This window comes from Streptomyces acidiscabies (assembly GCF_020010905.1).
Classification (GTDB): Bacteria; Actinomycetota; Actinomycetes; order Streptomycetales; family Streptomycetaceae; genus Streptomyces; species Streptomyces acidiscabies.
Map to the genome: position 1 here is coordinate 950,001 of NZ_JAGJBY010000001.1, position 17,069 is coordinate 967,069.

Annotated in this window: 14 protein-coding genes and 2 rRNA genes (1 of these 16 only partly in view); 6 read left to right on the forward strand and 10 right to left on the reverse strand. The window is 67.4% G+C overall.

Annotated elements, in window-relative coordinates; all coding sequences use genetic code 11:
* The 3 genes from J8M50_RS04615 to J8M50_RS04625 form a co-directional block, all read left to right on the forward strand.
* Positions 1-2,189: ribosomal RNA gene (locus tag J8M50_RS04615) — 23S ribosomal RNA — on the forward strand (it extends 935 nt beyond the left edge of the window).
* A gap of 86 nt (positions 2,190-2,275) precedes the next feature.
* A 5S ribosomal RNA gene (gene rrf, locus J8M50_RS04620) occupies positions 2,276-2,392 on the forward strand.
* 71 nt (positions 2,393-2,463) lie between these two features.
* Positions 2,464-3,024, forward strand: coding sequence for a GNAT family N-acetyltransferase (locus J8M50_RS04625; RefSeq protein ID WP_010355691.1), 561 nt, complete (start codon positions 2,464-2,466; stop codon positions 3,022-3,024).
* On the opposite strand, the gene J8M50_RS04630 is transcribed toward J8M50_RS04625, so the two are convergent.
* From J8M50_RS04630 to J8M50_RS04665, 8 genes are all read right to left on the reverse strand, one after another.
* The gene (locus J8M50_RS04630; RefSeq protein WP_010355692.1) at positions 3,013-4,506 is read right to left on the reverse strand and encodes a type IV secretory system conjugative DNA transfer family protein; all 1,494 of its coding nucleotides are present in this window, start codon (positions 4,504-4,506) and stop codon (positions 3,013-3,015) included. The genes J8M50_RS04625 and J8M50_RS04630 overlap by 12 nt on opposite strands.
* Before the next feature lie 3 nt (positions 4,507-4,509).
* Positions 4,510-5,928, reverse strand: a complete 1,419-nt coding sequence (locus J8M50_RS04635; RefSeq protein WP_010355693.1) for an ATP-binding protein — start codon at positions 5,926-5,928, stop codon at positions 4,510-4,512.
* Between the two features lie 6 nt (positions 5,929-5,934).
* Entirely contained in the window at positions 5,935-7,476 is a 1,542-nt protein-coding gene (locus J8M50_RS04640) for an SCO6880 family protein (protein ID WP_086014028.1), read from the reverse strand.
* Between the two features lie 14 nt (positions 7,477-7,490).
* Positions 7,491-8,828 (reverse strand): hypothetical protein, encoded by a 1,338-nt coding sequence (locus tag J8M50_RS04645; RefSeq protein WP_010355695.1) that lies wholly within the window; start codon positions 8,826-8,828, stop codon positions 7,491-7,493.
* Positions 8,818-9,648 carry a DUF8175 domain-containg protein gene (locus J8M50_RS04650; protein WP_029184128.1) on the reverse strand — a complete coding sequence of 277 codons (831 nt, stop codon included), beginning with the start codon at positions 9,646-9,648 and terminating at the stop codon, positions 8,818-8,820. The genes J8M50_RS04645 and J8M50_RS04650 overlap by 11 nt, the downstream gene beginning before the upstream one ends.
* Positions 9,649-9,806: 158 nt before the next feature.
* Positions 9,807-10,115 carry a DUF8827 family protein gene (locus J8M50_RS04655; protein WP_010355696.1) on the reverse strand — a complete coding sequence of 103 codons (309 nt, stop codon included), beginning with the start codon at positions 10,113-10,115 and terminating at the stop codon, positions 9,807-9,809.
* 327 nt (positions 10,116-10,442) lie between these two features.
* Positions 10,443-11,765 (reverse strand): S53 family peptidase, encoded by a 1,323-nt coding sequence (locus J8M50_RS04660; protein ID WP_010355697.1) that lies wholly within the window; start codon positions 11,763-11,765, stop codon positions 10,443-10,445.
* A gap of 331 nt (positions 11,766-12,096) precedes the next feature.
* Positions 12,097-12,708 (reverse strand): TetR/AcrR family transcriptional regulator, encoded by a 612-nt coding sequence (locus J8M50_RS04665; RefSeq protein ID WP_010355698.1) that lies wholly within the window; start codon positions 12,706-12,708, stop codon positions 12,097-12,099.
* Between the two features lie 64 nt (positions 12,709-12,772).
* Here J8M50_RS04665 and J8M50_RS04670 point away from each other — a divergent pair, with 64 nt between their 5' ends.
* Both J8M50_RS04670 and J8M50_RS04675 read left to right on the forward strand, forming a co-directional pair.
* Complete coding sequence (locus J8M50_RS04670; RefSeq protein WP_010355699.1) at positions 12,773-13,687, forward strand: oxidoreductase; 915 nt, start codon at positions 12,773-12,775, stop codon at positions 13,685-13,687.
* A gap of 129 nt (positions 13,688-13,816) precedes the next feature.
* Entirely contained in the window at positions 13,817-14,110 is a 294-nt protein-coding gene (locus J8M50_RS04675) for a DUF397 domain-containing protein (protein WP_078480964.1), read from the forward strand.
* A 200-nt stretch (positions 14,111-14,310) separates the two neighbouring features.
* Here the strand turns inward: J8M50_RS04675 and J8M50_RS04680 are convergent, their stop codons facing one another.
* A complete protein-coding gene (locus J8M50_RS04680; RefSeq protein ID WP_010355701.1) occupies positions 14,311-14,658 on the reverse strand; it encodes a hypothetical protein in 348 nt (115 codons plus the stop codon).
* A 132-nt stretch (positions 14,659-14,790) separates the two neighbouring features.
* The gene (locus J8M50_RS04685; RefSeq protein WP_010355702.1) at positions 14,791-15,645 is read right to left on the reverse strand and encodes a helix-turn-helix domain-containing protein; all 855 of its coding nucleotides are present in this window, start codon (positions 15,643-15,645) and stop codon (positions 14,791-14,793) included.
* Between the two features lie 386 nt (positions 15,646-16,031).
* On the opposite strand from J8M50_RS04685, the gene J8M50_RS04690 reads away from it, so the two are divergent.
* A complete protein-coding gene (locus tag J8M50_RS04690; protein ID WP_029184129.1) occupies positions 16,032-16,811 on the forward strand; it encodes a trypsin-like serine peptidase in 780 nt (259 codons plus the stop codon).
* Positions 16,812-17,069: the final 258 nt, after the last annotated feature.

Sequence of the window (17,069 nt, forward strand, 5' to 3'; positions counted from 1 at the left end):
GTGCAGCGTCGTGTGTTTCTTGCCGGAGGTAGAGCACTGGATAGGCGATGGGCCCTACCGGGTTACTGACCTTAGCCAAACTCCGAATGCCGGTAAGTGAGAGCGCGGCAGTGAGACTGTGGGGGATAAGCTCCATGGTCGAGAGGGAAACAGCCCAGAGCATCGACTAAGGCCCCTAAGCGTACGCTAAGTGGGAAAGGATGTGGAGTCGCAGAGACAACCAGGAGGTTGGCTTAGAAGCAGCCACCCTTGAAAGAGTGCGTAATAGCTCACTGGTCTAGTGATTCCGCGCCGACAATGTAGCGGGGCTCAAGCGTACCGCCGAAGTCGTGTCATTGCAGCATATAGGGCCAACGCCTGCTGTGATGGGTAGGGGAGCGTCGTGTGCCGGGTGAAGCTGCGCCGGAAGGCAGTGGTGGACGGTTCACGAGTGAGAATGCAGGCATGAGTAGCGATTCACACGTGGGAAACGTGTGCGCCGATTGACTAAGGGTTCCTGGGTCAAGCTGATCTGCCCAGGGTAAGTCGGGACCTAAGGCGAGGCCGACAGGCGTAGTCGATGGATAACCGGTTGATATTCCGGTACCCGCTGTGAAGCGTCAAACATTGAATCCAGTGATGCTAAGGCCGTGAAGCCGTTCCGGACCCTTCGGGGAAAGGAAAGTGGTGGAGCCGCTGAACCGATCTGGTAGTAGGTGAGTGATGGGGTGACGCAGGAAGGTAGTCCAGCCCGGGCGATGGTAGTCCCGGGGTAAGGGTGTAGGCCGAGTGGTAGGCAAATCCGCCGCTCATCAAGGCTGAGACCTGATGCCGAGCCGATTGTGGTGAAGTGGATGATCCTATGCTGTCGAGAAAAGCCTCTAGCGAGTTTCATGGCGGCCCGTACCCTAAACCGACTCAGGTGGTCAGGTAGAGAATACCGAGGCGTTCGGGTGAACTATGGTTAAGGAACTCGGCAAAATGCCCCCGTAACTTCGGGAGAAGGGGGGCCATCACTGGTGAGAGGACTTGCTCCTTGAGCTGGGGGTGGCCGCAGAGACCAGCGAGAAGCGACTGTTTACTAAAAACACAGGTCCGTGCGAAGCCGTAAGGCGATGTATACGGACTGACGCCTGCCCGGTGCTGGAACGTTAAGGGGACCGGTTAGTCACATTTCGGTGTGGCGAAGCTGAGAACTTAAGCGCCAGTAAACGGCGGTGGTAACTATAACCATCCTAAGGTAGCGAAATTCCTTGTCGGGTAAGTTCCGACCTGCACGAATGGCGTAACGACTTCTCGACTGTCTCAACCATAGGCCCGGTGAAATTGCACTACGAGTAAAGATGCTCGTTTCGCGCAGCAGGACGGAAAGACCCCGGGACCTTTACTACAGTTTGATATTGGTGTTCGGTTCGGCTTGTGTAGGATAGCTGGGAGACTTTGAAGCGGCCACGCCAGTGGTTGTGGAGTCGTCGTTGAAATACCAGTCTGGTCGTGCTGGATGTCTAACCTGGGTCCGTGATCCGGATCAGGGACAGTGTCTGATGGGTAGTTTAACTGGGGCGGTTGCCTCCTAAAGAGTAACGGAGGCGCCCAAAGGTTCCCTCAGCCTGGTTGGTAATCAGGTGTTGAGTGTAAGTGCACAAGGGAGCTTGACTGTGAGACCGACGGGTCGAGCAGGGACGAAAGTCGGGACTAGTGATCCGGCGGTGGCTTGTGGAAGCGCCGTCGCTCAACGGATAAAAGGTACCCCGGGGATAACAGGCTGATCTTCCCCAAGAGTCCATATCGACGGGATGGTTTGGCACCTCGATGTCGGCTCGTCGCATCCTGGGGCTGGAGTCGGTCCCAAGGGTTGGGCTGTTCGCCCATTAAAGCGGTACGCGAGCTGGGTTTAGAACGTCGTGAGACAGTTCGGTCCCTATCCGCTGCGCGCGCAGGAACATTGAGAAGGGCTGTCCCTAGTACGAGAGGACCGGGACGGACGAACCTCTGGTGTGCCAGTTGTTCTGCCAAGGGCATGGCTGGTTGGCTACGTTCGGGAGGGATAACCGCTGAAAGCATCTAAGCGGGAAGCCTGCTTCGAGATGAGTGTTCCCACCTCCTTGAGAGGGTAAGGCTCCCAGTAGACGACTGGGTTGATAGGCCAGATCTGGAAGCACCGTAAGGTGTGGAGGTGACTGGTACTAATAGGCCGAGGGCTTGTCCTCAGTTGCTCGCGTCCACTGTGTTGGTTCTGAAACCACGAACAACCCCGTATGGCCATATACGGTGCGGTTGATGTGTTTCATAGTGTTTCGGTGGTTATAGCGTGAGGGAAACGCCCGGTTACATTCCGAACCCGGAAGCTAAGCCTTACAGCGCCGATGGTACTGCAGGGGGGACCCTGTGGGAGAGTAGGACGCCGCCGAACAATCATTCCGGGAAACCCCCGCACCTTAATTGGTGCGGGGGTTTTCTGCGTTTACGGCTACCGTGACCTGCATGAACGAATTCGATGTACGCCCCATACACGCCGACGAGTGGCCCGCCATGCGGGAACTCCGGCTCGCCGCCCTCCAGGACCCCGCCGCACCCCTCGCCTTCTTCGAGACGTACGACAGCGCTGAGAAGCTGCCCGACTCCTTCTGGCAGGAGCGGGCCGCAGGGTGCGCCGAAGGGGCCGTCGGGGCACGGCAGTTCGTCGCCGTGGGGGCGGACGGGGTGTGGGTCGGGGGGCTTGCCGTGCTCGTCGAGGAGGCCGGCAGCGTCGACTGGGCCGGGCAGCCCGTCGAGCAGCGGCAGGGGCAGATCGTCGGCGTGTATGTGCGGCCCGCCGTGCGTGGGGGCGGGGTTGTGGTCGGCGCGCTCTTCCGGGCCGCCCTGGAGTGGGCCTGGGGGATCGGGCTCGATCGCGTACGGCTCCTCGTCCACCGGGAGAACGGGCGTGCGCTGGCCGCGTACGAGCGGATCGGGTTCGTGGCCACCGGGGTCGTCGTACCCCTCGAAGGCGACAGTGGTGAGGACGAGCTGGAGTACGTCTACGTACGGCCCTCAGAACGGTAGGGCGCTGTCCGGCCAGCGGGACTTCGCCTGTTCCTCCGAGCGGACCAGGGCGAAGGTCGGGAGGCCTTGGGCCTCTCCCGTCCGCAGGAGGTCCGGGAGCGTCGGGATCGGGGCCGTTGCCGCGACGTCGTCCAGGATCAGGGTCAGTGGTGGGTCGAGGCGACCGGAGGATGACCGTTCGGCCATGCGCCGGCCGCGCTCGACCACGCTTGCGACGAGAGCCGTGAGCAGGGGCATTGCGCCGGGGTTCGTGCGGGGGTCCTCGATCGAGTCGCCCACTACATAGAGCGTGCCCGTCTCGTGGACGAAGGAATCCAGCGTGACGGCGTCTGTTCTGTTCGGTGCGCAGGCCTCTCTGATGTTCACCGTCGAGAGGGCCGCCAAGGTTCTTGTCGTCAGTTCCTGCGCTATGTCCCTGCGCTCCGGGTGGGCCGTCAGGGCCGCTTCCAGTTCGCCTGCTGCTCCTGGGGCCGCCTTCGGGTGCGTACGCAGTGTCTTCACCGCTTCCTGGACGTGTGTGCCCTGGCTCCAGCGGTGTACGTGTCTGATCGTCTTCCCGTCCAGTGCTGCTGCGTGCAAGTAGCTGCGCAGGAGGGTGTGGGCCGTGTCCGCGATCGCCTGGTCGATCTTCGCGGTGGGGCGGGTGGGGGTGAGGAGCGCTGTTGCTCTCGCGATCGCCGTTTCCTTGTCCTCGCAGCCCGTTGTGGGGGGCCAGTGGAGGCGGGACGGGGTGTCGCAGAGGTGGGTGGGGTCGTACAGGAGGGTGGGGCCGAGTTTTGCCCTCGCGTCCTTGGTGGTGTGCCAGAGGGCGGGGTTCGAGGTGAGGACCACGGCGGGGCCGGGGGCGTTCTGGAGGGCTTGGGTGGCGGTGTGGAGGCGGGAGTCGCGGGGGGCGGCCTGGAGGGTGGGGACGGGGGTGGTGGACGGCTGGGGGTCGGGGGCTGGTGCGGGTTCGGTGGGGGCTGGGGTGGGGGGCGTTTCGCTCACCCGCGCTTGCGGAGTGCCGCTGCGCCCACCCGTGCCGCCCCTAGCGGCACGACTGCCCGCAGCTGGGTGAGGTTCCGGTTCGTCTGCGAGGTACGGCTCCGGGGTGCCCTTCTCGTACGCCCCCAGCCTCTCCTCCCGCTTCCTCGCCCTCACCACCCTCCATCTCGCCCACGTCCCCAAGCCGAAGAACGTCAAGGTCAGCAGGATCATCAACTGGCCGATGAACAGGCCCCAGAAGAAGCCGTACCCCGACAAGGCGTCCGGTGGGGTGTCCGGCCAGGCGCCTGCGAGGTCGTTCGGGTTGGAGATCAGGTGGCGTAGGGCCAAGGGCGTACGCATGAAAGTGAGGGCGGGTGGCCAGGCGCCGTGGGAGAGCAGGGCCGACAAGCCCGTTGCTGTCCAGGTCAGGACCGTGATCACCAGCAGCAGCGCCAGTATCCCTAGGAGCAGGCCGTCCGGGATGCCGCCCTGGTTCTTGGGGCGCGGGGTCGGCATCGGTCACGCCACCGTGGATTCCGTGCCGTCCAGGTCGGACAGGTGTTGCTCCATGAACGCCGCCGCCCTTTGCTCCGCCTCCAGCTCGGCCGCGCGCAATGCGTCGTCCGCTGCCTCCGAGGAGGACTGCGTCATCGCGCGGTCCGTGAAGACCAGGGGGCGTTCCGTCTCCGTGACCAGGTGTTTGACCACCTGCACGTTTCCGTTGACGTCCCACACCGCGATGCCCGGCGTGAGGGTCGGGATGATTTCGACCGCCCACCTCGGGAGGCCCAACACCCGTCCCGTCGCCCGCGCTTCGTCCGCCTTCTGCGCGTAGATCGTCCGGGTGGACGCCATCTTCAGGATCGCCGCGGCCTCTTTCGCCGCCGCCCCGTCCACCACGTCGGACAGGTGGTGGACGACCGCGACGAAGGACAGGCCCAGGCGCCGCCCGAACTTCAGCAGGCGCTGGAACAGCTGCGCCACGAACGGGCTGTTGATGATGTGCCACGCCTCTTCGACCAGGAAGATGCGCTTCTTGCGGTCGGGGCGGATCCACGTGTGTTCGAGCCAGACGCCGACGATCGCCATCAGGATCGGCATGGCGATGGAGTTGCGGTCGATGTGGGACAGGTCGAAGACGATGAGCGGCGCGTCGAGGTCGATGCCGATCGTCGTGGGGCCGTCGAACATGCCCCTCAAGTCGCCGTCCACCAGGCGGTCCAGGACGAGGGCGACGTCAAGTCCCCATGCGCGTACGTCGTCTATGGCGACGTTCATCGCCTCGGCCGACTCCGGTTCGGGGTGGCGGAGTTGCTCGACGATGTCGGACAGCACCGGCTGGCGTTCCAGGATCGTCTCGTTGACGTACGCGTGCGCGACCTTGAGCGCGAAGCCGGAGCGCTCGTCCAGGCCGTGGCCCATCGCGACCTCGATGATCGTGCGCAGCAGGGCGAGTTGGCCTGTTGTCGTGATCGCCGGGTCGAGGGGGTTGAGGCGGATGCCGTCGTCGAGGGCGGCCATCGCGTCGAGGCGGATGGGGGTTATCCCCAGCTCGCGGGCGATGAGGTTCCACTCGCCGGCGCCGTCCTCGCCCTGCGCGTCCAGGACGACGACCTGGCGGTCCTTGAAGCGCAACTGCCGTAGGACGTACGTCTTTTCGAGGGCGGACTTGCCGTTGCCCGACTCGCCGAGGACGAGCCAGTGGGGGGCCGGGAGCTGCTGGCCGTAGAGCTGGAAGGGGTCGTAGATGTAGCCCTTGCCGGAGTACACCTCGCGGCCGATGATGACGCCGGAGTCGCCCAACCCCGGTGCGGCGGTGGGGAGATAGACCGCCTGGGCCTGGCCGGTGGAGGTGCGGACCGGGAGGCGGGTCGTCTCGACCTTGCCGAAGAGGAAGGTGGTGAAGGCGTCGGTGAGGAGGGAGAGCGGATCCCGCATCTGGTCCTACCTCCGGATGCCGGTGGCGAAGGGGAGTGTGTTGACGAACGCTCGGTGGTGCTCGCGGTCGCACCACTCCAGCTTGAGGTACGACTTTCCGGCCGAGGCCCTTATCGTCCGCTTGTCGCGGTTGAGGGCCTCGGGGGAGCGCGAGGAGACCGTGATGTAGCCGACGAGGTTGACGCCCGCCGCGCCGCTCGCGAGGTCCTCACCGCGTTGGTCGAGGCGGGAGTTGGCGGCGACGTCGCGGGGGTCGAGGGTGCGGTTCATCTTGGCCTGGCGGGAGGCCTCGGCGTCGTCGTTGGTCTTCTCCGTCAGCATGCGTTCGATGGCGACCTCGGTGGGTTCGAGGTCCATCGTCACGGCGACCGTGCGGATCACGTCCGGGGTGTGGACGAGCAGCGGCGCGAGGAAGTTGACGCCGACCGGGGTCATCGGCCACTCCTTGATCCACGCCGTGGAGTGGCACCAGGGGGCGCGGGTCGAGGACTCGCGGGTCTTCGCCTGGAGGAACGTCGGTTCCATGGCGTCGAGTTCGGCCGGCCAGGCGTTGCGCTTGGTCATCGCCTGGATGTGGTCGATGGGGTGGTCGGGGTCGTACATGGAGTGGATCAGCGACGACAGGCGGCCCTGGCCGAGGGGCTGGCGGACGCGGATGTCGGCCTCCTGGAGGCGCGAGCAGATGTCGGTGAGCTCGCGCGCCATGACGACCGCGAGTCCGGCGTCCCGGTCCACCTTGCGGCCCGCCTGGGGGCGTGCGGAGCGGGCCATCGCGTGGGCCTCGGCGGCGAGTTCACGGCTGTACTGCATGCAGGCGACGAGGTACGCGCGGTGCTGCTCGCTGCTCGTGGAGACCATCGACTGGAGCTGCTCGTACGACGATTGCAGCCACGGCAGCGCCTTGTCGTCGCCGCGCTGGCTGACGTCCTTGGCGTGCGCGTCGGGGTCGGCGGGGAGGGTGCGGGCGAGGATCTGGAGCCGGGTGACGAAGCCGTCGCCGTTGGCCACGTGCTTGAGCAGCGTGCCGAAACGGTCCACCAGGGCTTCCTGGTCCTCGCTGTCGCGCAGGCCGACGCCGGGGCCCTCGATCTCGATCGCGGCCGTCACCGTACGGCGGTCGGCGTGCAGGAGGACGGCGATCTCGTCGGGGCCGAAGGGCGCGGACAGCCAGGTGATGCGGCCGATGCCGGGGGGCGGGCCGATCTCGACCTCGCGGCCGTCGAGCGCGATGCCGGCCTCCATGGCGGAGCTGCGGTAGGCGGTGCCCTTGCGCAGGCTGCGCTTGTAACTCCGGTTGATCTCGAACCACTTGTAGAACGTGCGGTGCTTGTACGGCACGTAGACCGCCATCAGGGCGATCAGCGGGAAGCCGGTGAGCAGGACGATCCGCAGGGCGAGCACGGGGACGAGTAGACCGCTCATCATGCCGAAGAAGGCGCCCGTGATGATGAGGGCGATCTCTCCGGTCTCGCGGTTCTTGCCGACGATCGCGTTCGGCCGGGCCCGGCCGATCAGATACGTACGGCGGGGCGCGATCGGGTGCGACAGGTGGGACTCGGTCGTCAACGCCCTTCACCTCCCGTGCGGTTGTTGCTGGCGTGCGGGGTGTTGAGGGGGCTGCCGGTGCGCGGGGCGGGCGCGCCCGCCGAGCCGCCGCCGTTCGCGGGGCGCGAGCCGTGCGCGGCGATGCCGCCGGAGCCCGGGTTGGCGGGGCGGGGCGTGCTGCTGGACGAACTCCCGCCGCCGCCCCCGTCGTTGGCGCGGGTGCTGTGCGTCTTGATGCCCTGCGCGACGAGGGTCGCCGGGGACGAGATGACGGCCGCCGCCTTGCTCTCCGCGCCCTGCATGATGCGGTTGTTGCGGGACGCGGCGATCTCGTCGCCGAAGCCGGGGACGAAGCGGTAGATCATCGCGCTGGCGAAGATGGCCAGCAGGATGATCGCGAGCCCCGACACGATCGCCGAGAACGAGTCGGGACCGTCGTCCCCGGAGAGGGCTCCGGCGAGGCCGAGCACGATCACGATCACCGGTTTCACCATGATCACGGCGATCATGACACCGGCCCAGCGGCGGACGTGGCCCCAGAGGTTCTTGTCCACGAGACCGGCGTACACGACCGTGCCGAGCAGCGCGCCGACGTACAACAGGGCCGTACGGATGACCAGTTCGAGCCAGAGGATGCCCGCGGCGAGGACCGAGACCAGGGAGACCACGATCAGCATGATCGGGCCGCCGCCGATGTTCTCGCCCTTCGCGAGCGCGGTGGAGAAGGTGCCGAAGAACGTGTCGGTCTGGTCACCGGTCGCTTTCGCGAGGACCTCCGTGATGCCGTCGGTCGCGGAGACGACGGTGTAGAGGATCAGCGGCGTGAACGCGGACGCGAGGACCGTCAGCCACAGGAATCCGACGGCCTCGGAGATCGCGGTGCCGAGGGGGACGCCGCGCACCGCGCGTTTGGCGACGGCCAGCAGCCACAGGACGAGGGTCAGGACCGTCGACGCGGCGAAGACGACCGCGTACTGCTGGAGGAACTTCTCGTTGGTGAAGTCGACGTTCGCGGTCTCCTTCACGGCCTCGCTGAGCTTCTTGACGGTCCAGGAGGCGGCGTCGGCGCAGCCCTTGGCGAGGGAGGAGAGCGGGTCGAGGGTGTCGGAGACGCCGGGGTTGGTGGTGCTCGTCCGGCCGCTGGTGCCGCGCTCGCAGTACTCCTTGGCGTCGCCGACGATGAGCCGGCACTGGTCGTTGGAGGGCGACGGCGATGGCGTGGGGGAGGCGGCGGCACCGCCCGTGGGGTTCGGGTCGGGGGTGGGCGCGGCGAAGGCTCTGGCCGAGAGCAGGACGGCCGTGGTCTGTACGGCTGCGAAGACTCCGGCGAGGCGGAGCGCTGGCTTACCGGGCATACGTGAACCCTCCGTACTCCTCGATGGCCTTGCTGATCTCGTCGGAGCTGGCGGCCTTGTTGTCGCCGGGGACCGGGGCGGGCCCGGAGGTCTGGTTCTGGGAGGCGACCTTCCAGTCGCCGTCCGTCCACCGGAAGGTGAAGGTCCAGGTGGACCACGAGGAGCTGACGGGGTCCGTCGAGTTCGTGCCGGACATCCCGATGAGGCCCATGGACCAGACGGCGACGGTGGCGGTGGTGTCGGCGTAGGCGCTGACCGTCGTGCCGATAGGGACCGTGCGGGAGACGAAGGTGCTGCCCTGGGGGGCGTCGCCGTTCGCGTCGAGGCCGGCTCTGGCGAGGAAGTCGGTGGAGTACGCCTTGTCGAGTTCGGGTACGAGGCGGGCGGCCTCGGCCGAGGTGTAGACGGTGCCGACGACGTCGTCCCGGGTGGCCTTCTTGAACATCGCCGTGGAACCGAGCGCCACCGCGTAGTTGGCGGCGGCCGATTGAACGCCCTGGCGGGTCTGCGCGTATCCGGTGGGGATGCTGCCCGTTTTGGAATCCACCGGCTTCGTGCCCGTCGCCGCCGTCGACTGCGCCTGCGGCTTCGTGCCGGACGCGCCGTCGGCCGTTGTACCGGAACCGCCGCCGTCCCCGTTGCCCCGGTTCGCGAACGCGATCGCCGCGATCAGCAGGACGACGACCGCGACGACCGTGACGAGGCTGCGGGAGGAGGAGCGGGCGGGGCGGCGCGTGGAGTCCGTTTCGGGGAGGCGGGTGCGGGTACCCGCGTAGCCACCGGTGGACGTGTCGTGGCCGGGCTCGTCGGCGGGACTCATGCGGCGTGCGCCCCCTCTGCGTCGTATGCGGCGTGGGCGTCGTGGAACGACGCGGTGCCGTACGACGGTAGCCGTGCTGGTTCCCGCGCGGGCGCGGTGTGGTGACTCGACATCAGGGGGACGCAACCTCAGCCGGGAGGGGGAGAGAGGGGGAGGAGCTAGACGGCCATGCCGTACACGATCGTGAACAGCGTGCCGAGGGAGCCGATGATGAAGACTCCGGTGAGGCCCGCGATGATCAGCCCCTTGCCCTGTTCCGCGCTGAAGGTGTCCCGCAGGGCGGTGGCGCCGATCCGTTGCTTCGCGGCGCCCCAGACGGCGATGCCGAGGCAGATGAGGATCGCGAAGGCCATCACGACCTGGATCATCGTCTTGGCCTCGGTACCCAGGCTGCCGAAGGGGCCCCAGTCCGGAGCGATCCCGCCGATGATGGTGTTGATGTCGCCCTTGTCGGCTGCGAAGAGCATGTAAGTCACCGCCCCTGGTGGGTAGTTCCGTTCGTGGCCCGCTGCCGTGCGCAGGGGTCGGGAGTCATTGTCACCGACAATGCCGCCTGGGTATGTCGACTTGGCGGCATTGACGGGTGGGATTCGTATGAATGGTTCGTATCGTCACTCTGTGTATCACGGCAGGTCACGCCGGGCAATGAGGTGAGCGCGGAACCTTGGGGTGTGGTTCTGCGGAACCTGTCGGCGCTTCCGTCGTTGAGACACTTTCCCGATGCTCTCACGCTCGTAACACGAACGGGCCACGGCTCGATCGCCGTGGCCCGTTGTTGACGGTGAGTCAGTAGGTCAGCCGGTGAAGGCGTCCAGCCCTTCCGGGGTTCCCCAGCCCGTCGGACCGTCGTAGCCGGACTTCGCCGTGCACAGGTAGCTCGCGCTGGACGAGCAGGTGCCGTTCGAGCCGCTGGTGACGTCGTTCAGCGCGGAGGTGCCGGCCGCGCTGTAGATGTACGACGCCGGGTAGTCGCTGCTGCCGGGGGTGCCGGCGAGGGCGTACACGGACGCGATGATCGGGGACGAGGCGGAGGTGCCGCCGAAGGTGTACCAGCCGGCGGTGACGCCGTACGAGTCGTACACCGCGACGCCCGTCGCCGGGTCCGCGACGGCCGAGGTGTCGGCGATCGCGCGCTTCGTGCAGCCGGTGTCGGTCTGCCAGGACGGCTTCGCGTCGTACGCGGAGCAGCCGGAGCCGGTGCCTTCGGTGGACGAGGTGTTCCACACGGACTCGGTCCAACCGCGGCTGTTCGACGCGGTCTTGAGCGCGGTGCCGCCGACGGCCGTCACGTACTTCGACGCGGCCGGGTACTCGGCGCCGTAGCCCTCGTCACCGGCGGAGACGGTGATCGCGACGCCGGGGTGGTTGAAGTACGAGGAGTCGTACGAGGTGTCGCTCGACGACTCGGAGCCGCCGTAGCTGTTGGAGACGAACTTGGCGCCCAGCTTGACGGCCTCGTTCACGGCGGTGCCGAGGTTGGCCATGCTGGAGGAACTCGCCTCCACCAGGAGGATGTTGGCGTTCGGGGCGATCGCCGAGACCATGTCCAGGTCCAGGGAGATCTCCTGGCCCCAGCCGCTGTCCGCCGTCGGGAGCGAGGTGGTCGAGCCGGTCTGGGAGACCTTCTTGAAGCAGCCGTTGGCCGTCGTGCAGGCGCTCAGACCGTAGTTCGCGCGGTACTTGGCGAGGTCCGCCTCCGCGTTCGGGTCGTCGTACGCGTCGACGATCGCGATCGTCTCGCCGGAGCCGTTGCTCGCGGCGGCGTCGGTCAGGCCGTACGCGTCCTGGAGGTCGCTCGGGCCGAAGCCGGTCGGGGTGGCGCTGGCCGCCTTCGGGGTGAGCGCCGCGCCCTTGTGCGACTTCGCCGCCTTCTCCTTCGAGAACGCGGTGACTCCGCCCGTCACGCGGAAGGAGTTGCAGGTCAGGTCGCCCGCGTGCTTCGGGGTCGAGCAGGGGGTCGCCGTCCAGGTGACGGGGGAACTCGCCGCCGGGGTCGCCGCGTTCGCCTGTGCCGCTGTGCCGAGGCCCGCGAGGAGGAGAGCGGCGGTGCCGAAGGCCGCGCCGCCGGTGCGGCGCCATCTGCCGGATATGGCAGGGGTGTTGTCGGTCGTACGCAAGGTACAGCCTCCTGGAAGTGGGGTGTTCAGGGGCGGTGCGGGTGAAGTGTGGGGAGTGTGGGCGGCGGCCCGGCGACGACTGTGGCTTGTTGGGTACGCGACAAACAAGACAGGTGGCGGAATCCTGACTTCCGCGTTACTGAACGAGGTTCAGGGATTGCCCGGGGTTGGCCTCGGAATGGCCCGTGGATGAGGGGGGCTTGACCTGGGAAACGTGCGCGTTACGAAAGGGGCAAGGGTGTGGGTGGGGACGGTGACGTGCAGGAAGCGTCCTTGAGGGACTTTCACGCGGGGCGGCCGGGGGGTGCCGGGGAGGCTTGCGAGCGGTCCCCTACCTCGGGCGCAGACCCTCCACCAGCAGGTGCACGTGTGTGTCCAGTCGCGCCAGGATCTCCTCCGCCGGGTACGCGCCCGCCGCCACCAGGGCCGCCAGGCCGTGCAGGGACGTGGCGGTGAGGAGGGTGATGCTGTCCAGGTCCGCGTCGATGATCTCGCCGGAGGTCTTCGCGTCCGTGATGAGGGTGAGGAACGCCGCCAGGGAGCGTTCCACCGCGCCGGTGAACTGGGCCGCGGAGTCCGGGTCGTGCTTGCGGGTGTACATGAGCTCCAGGAGCTCGGAGTGGTCGGTGGCGAAGGTCAGGTACGCGCGGGCCAGGGCGGTGAGGCGGGGTTCCAGGGTGAGCGCCGGGTCGTTCGCCTCGTCCATCGCCGTGTTGAGGCGGTCGTAGCCGTCCAGGGCCAGCGCGTCGAGGAGGGCCTGCTTGTCCTTGAAGTGGCGGCCGGGGGCCGCGTGGCTCACGCCGGCCGTGCGGGCCAGTTCGCGGAGGGAGAGGGCCGCGACGCCCTTCTCACGCAGGGTGCGTTCCGCGCTCGCGAGGAGCGTGGAGCGGAGGTCTCCGTGGTGGTAGGGGCGGTTCCCGGACGGCGCGGACATGGGCGTCATCGTAGCGCGGAACCCGTTTCATGTTGACGTTGCCATCATTGTTGGCGGCGTCTACATTGGGTCCATGGCTGACACCGAACAGAGCAAGTGGAACGTGGACCGGATGCCGGACCTCTCCGGCCGTACCGTCGTCGTCACCGGCGCCAACAGCGGCATCGGACTCACCGCGTCGCGAGCCCTCGCGGGCGCCGGGGCGCATGTCGTCCTCGCCGTACGGGACGTCGAGCGGGGGCAGGCCGCCGCCTCCGGGCTGAACGGCAGCACCGAGGTGCGCCGGCTCGACCTCGCCGACCTCGGGTCGGTACGGGACTTCGCGCGGGACTGGGAGGCGCGCCCGCTGCACGTCCTCATCAACAACGCGGGCGTCATGGCGATCCCCGAGGCGCGTACGGCGGACGGCTTCGAGATGCAGTTCGGTACGAACCACCTGGGCCACTTCGCGCTGACCAACCTCCTCCTGCCGTACGTCGAGGACCGCGTCGTCAGCCTTGCCTCCGGCGCGCACCGGGCGGGGCGGATCGCCTTCGACGACGTCAACCTCACGTCCGGCTACACGCCCGTCCGCGCCTACGCCCAGTCGAAGCTGGCGAACCTCCTCTTCACGCTGGAGCTCCAGCGCCGGCTGACGGCCGCGAACTCCTCCGTCCGGGCCCTGGCCGCGCTTCCCGGCTGGTCCGCCACGAACCTTCAGAGCCACCACGGCAACGCCCTCGTCCGCGGCGCCATGGCCGTCGGCAACCGTTTCTTCGCCCAGTCCAACCGGGCGGGTGCGCTGCCGACCCTGTACGCCGCGACCCAGGATCTTCCCGGGGCGAGCTATGTCGGGCCCGATGGGTTCGGGGAGATGCGGGGGGCGCCGACGTTGGTGGGGCGGACGGGGGCGGCGAGCGATGCGGAAGCTGCACGCCGGCTGTGGACGTTGTCGGAGGAGATGACCGGGGTGGAGTTTCCGGTGGGGGTGGGGGTGGGGGTGAGGTGACGGCGTCTGCCGCATCGCCGGTCGTGGCGGAAAGGGCCTGTGCGCGGGGGGTTCGCTGTTGACGGTCCGGCTTCCTGGGTAGAAGTCCCTTGCGCACAGCGGGCCGTCGGGTGCGTTTCCCTGCCCTGAATGTGGCCCGATCCTGGCCTGGGGGCCGATCGCGAGTACCGGGATGTGGCAGGCGGTTGGGAGGAGACGGCGGTGGTCGAGGAGAGTGGGCCGGTTGTCTGGTGGAAGAGCAGTTACAGCAACCAGGAGGGAGGGGGTTGTTGCGAGGTCGCTCGCCTCCCGGTCTGTGTCCGGGTACGTGACTCCAAGGCTCCCGAGCGGGCGATGCTCGGTTTCTCCTTCCCCGCCTGGCGGGCCGCAGTAGCGTACTGGGGAGAGAGAACGGCCGCTGGGGGCGCCCATGAGCAGATGTGATGCAGACGATCCGGATGGCGAAGCGCCGCGCGGGCGGCGGGAGTTCACCCGCTACTGCCTGGTCACCGGGCTGGCGTCCGCGGCGGCGGGGGCGGCTGCGTCGCTGCTGGGCGGGGATCTCGTCGTCCGGCTGGTGCTGTGGGTGTCGGTCCTCGCGCTGATGTCCGGTGCTGCAGGCTGGTGGTGGGCGTCGGCCCCGGCTATCGCTCATCGGTGGACGGTGGGTCTTTTGGTGCGTCCGGCAGCGAAGGGCGTATCGACTCGAACGCCTTCGCGAAGGTCCTGATCAGCAGGACGGCCGCGCTGAAACTGCCTGCCACGCAGGCTTCCGGCGGGATTCCCATCCGGACGCCCGCGTAGGCCACGAGAGTCAGAGTGGCCGAGGAGAACAGCGCCAGCGCGGTCAGGTTGCGTAACACCCGTATGAGGTCGTCGGTGTGTGCTCTTCTCCGCCGTATCGCGTTGTCGGTGTCCTCGGTGCGCAGCTGCTGCAACCGCGTGCACGCTTTGTCGCTGGTGAGGCCCTGCGCGGTGAGTGAGCTGGGCACCGACGGGGCGCGGGCGGACGCCCGGTTCGTCGGCCGGGTGGTGTTGCCAGGAGAGCGACCGGCGCCCGGGCGCCGACTCCTCCGCCTCTCGTTCACCATGGCATGCACGCCCCCGTCGGTGCCTGGTCGGAATCAGGACAGATTCAATTGCCCGAGAACCTCGTCGATGAGTGCGATCGATGCCTCCTGGCTCAACGCCTTGTCGGTGAGGTCCTCGAAGCACTCCTGGTAGAGAGCCACCTTCGCGCGGTCGTCCCGGTTGGTGAGGACACCACTCGTCCCGGCGAGGTAGAGCACGTCCTCGTCGTCGTGGTAGCCGAAGAGGATGAAGCTGTCTTCCAGACTGGCGTGAGCTCCGGCGGAGAACGGCAGGATCTGGAGCGTGATCTTCCCGGTCTCGGCCAGCCGCTTGACGTGTGTCAGCTGGTTGCGCATGGTGCTCGCGCCACCGATGAGGCGTCGTACGGCTGCCTCGTCGACGATCATCGCCAGGGCCGGGCCGCCGTCGGCGAAGACGCGTTCCTGCCGGGCGGTCCTGAGGTCGGTGAGGCGTTGAGCCTGAGTGACGCTGGGCAAGGCCGCGAAGATCGCTTCGATGTAGTCCACGGTCTGGAGCAGGCCGATGAAGAACGTCGGGTGGTAGGCGCGAATGGTGTGGGCCGCGCTCTCGTAGCCCAGGTACTGGGCGAACGTCGGAGTGATGATGTCGCTGTAGTCGGACCACCACGACTGGCCCTTGCTGCCGCGCGCTGCCTGTTCCAGGTCCCCGACGACCGCTTCGTCGTCGACCTCGTACAGCCGCAACATCGCCTGGAGGTCGGTGACGGACAGGCTCACCGTCCCCGCCTCGATCCTGATCACCTTGGAGAGCGACCAGTCGAGACGGTCCGCGGCCTCCCGCTGCGTGAGCCCCGTCTTGTCCCGTGCGGCCTTCAACGCGAGGCGAAGCTTGCGTCGGTTCAGGCTGGGATCGGAGGCGCTGGGCATGGAAATCTCCTTCCTGGCCGCGCTCCACGCACTGCACGGGACCAGAACGCGACCAAGGCGTCTAGGTCAACGTTGCTTGCGTGTCAAGAGCCCCAGTGGGCGAGCCTATGACAACGTCACACCGCTTGGTAGCCGAACGGTGTAGGCCAGTCAGGCATTTTCCTTACGGCTACTGCCGAACTGCCATGTCACCGAGTGGTGCGGTCAAGGAGCGCTTACCCAAACGCCATATGTCTAATCGACCGATCGAGTGACGATGTTCGATTGTGTCCGGCGTCACACCAGGCCCGGGTTTGGAGTGACGCATGGGGAGCACCCTGTCGTCGGTAGCTCTTCGACAGCCCGGATTGATGTTTTTCTCACCTTGATGGTTCAGAGTGACCCCGATGAACCGCACCCGCCCCCAGGGGAACCGAAGGTTCGCGCTGCTCGGCGCGACGGTGTTGATGGCAGGGAGTTGTGTCCTGGCGTCGGCGGCTGTCGCCGATGACGGGGGTGGGCCGTTGGGTGTGACGGTGGTGGCTCAGGGGGAGGCGGCTGCGGCTGCGGCGCGGGTGGGGGCGTTGTTCTACGCGGACGATGTGGGGAAGCCGGCGGGGGAGCATTTCTGTACGGCGTCGGTGGTGGAGAGCCAGGGGCGGGATCTGATCGTTACCGCCGCTCATTGTTTTGGTGGGGACGATGGGTCCGGGTTCGTTTTTGTGCCGGGGTACAAGGACGGGAAGGCGCCCTACGGGATCTGGAAGGTGCGGAAGAGTTTCCTGCCCGCCGGATGGGCCAAGGAGCAGGACGAGGACAGTGACATCGCCTTCGCCGCCCTCGCGCCCAACGCCGAGCACCGCGACATCGAGGATGTCGTCGGAGGCAACCTCTTCGCCCCCGGCACCGCCACCGGCGCTTCTCCCGTGACCGTCACCGGGTACCCGGACACCTCCGAGCGGGCGATCACCTGCACCAACCGGCCGGCCGTGCACAGCAGTACGCAGCAGCGCATCGAGTGCCCCCGGTTCAGCGCGGGGACCAGCGGCAGCCCCTGGGTGAACGGGCACCACGAGGTCGTCGGCGTGCTCGGCGGGCACGAGCAGGGCGGGGACACGGACGACGTGTCGTACAGCGTCGTGCTGGGGGCGGAGGCCGAGGCTCTGTACAAGGAGGCAGGGGGGTGACGGGCGTACGATCGTCTGTCGTATCGCGCGCCCTGAACGCTGGATAGAGAAGGTCTTGTCCCCCACGCCTCGCCTTCGTACGCCCGCCCCCCGCACCCCTCTTCCCCGCCGCGTCCCCGGCAGATCCTGGTCCCAGCAGGATGCCGTGAAGCCGGCCGCGGGACCTGTCCCCGACGTCCGCTGTCGCCGCTGCGGCGTCCCCCACGAGGCCGACGAGCCCTGCGGGACAGGGGATTAGAACGCCCTCGCGATGGACAG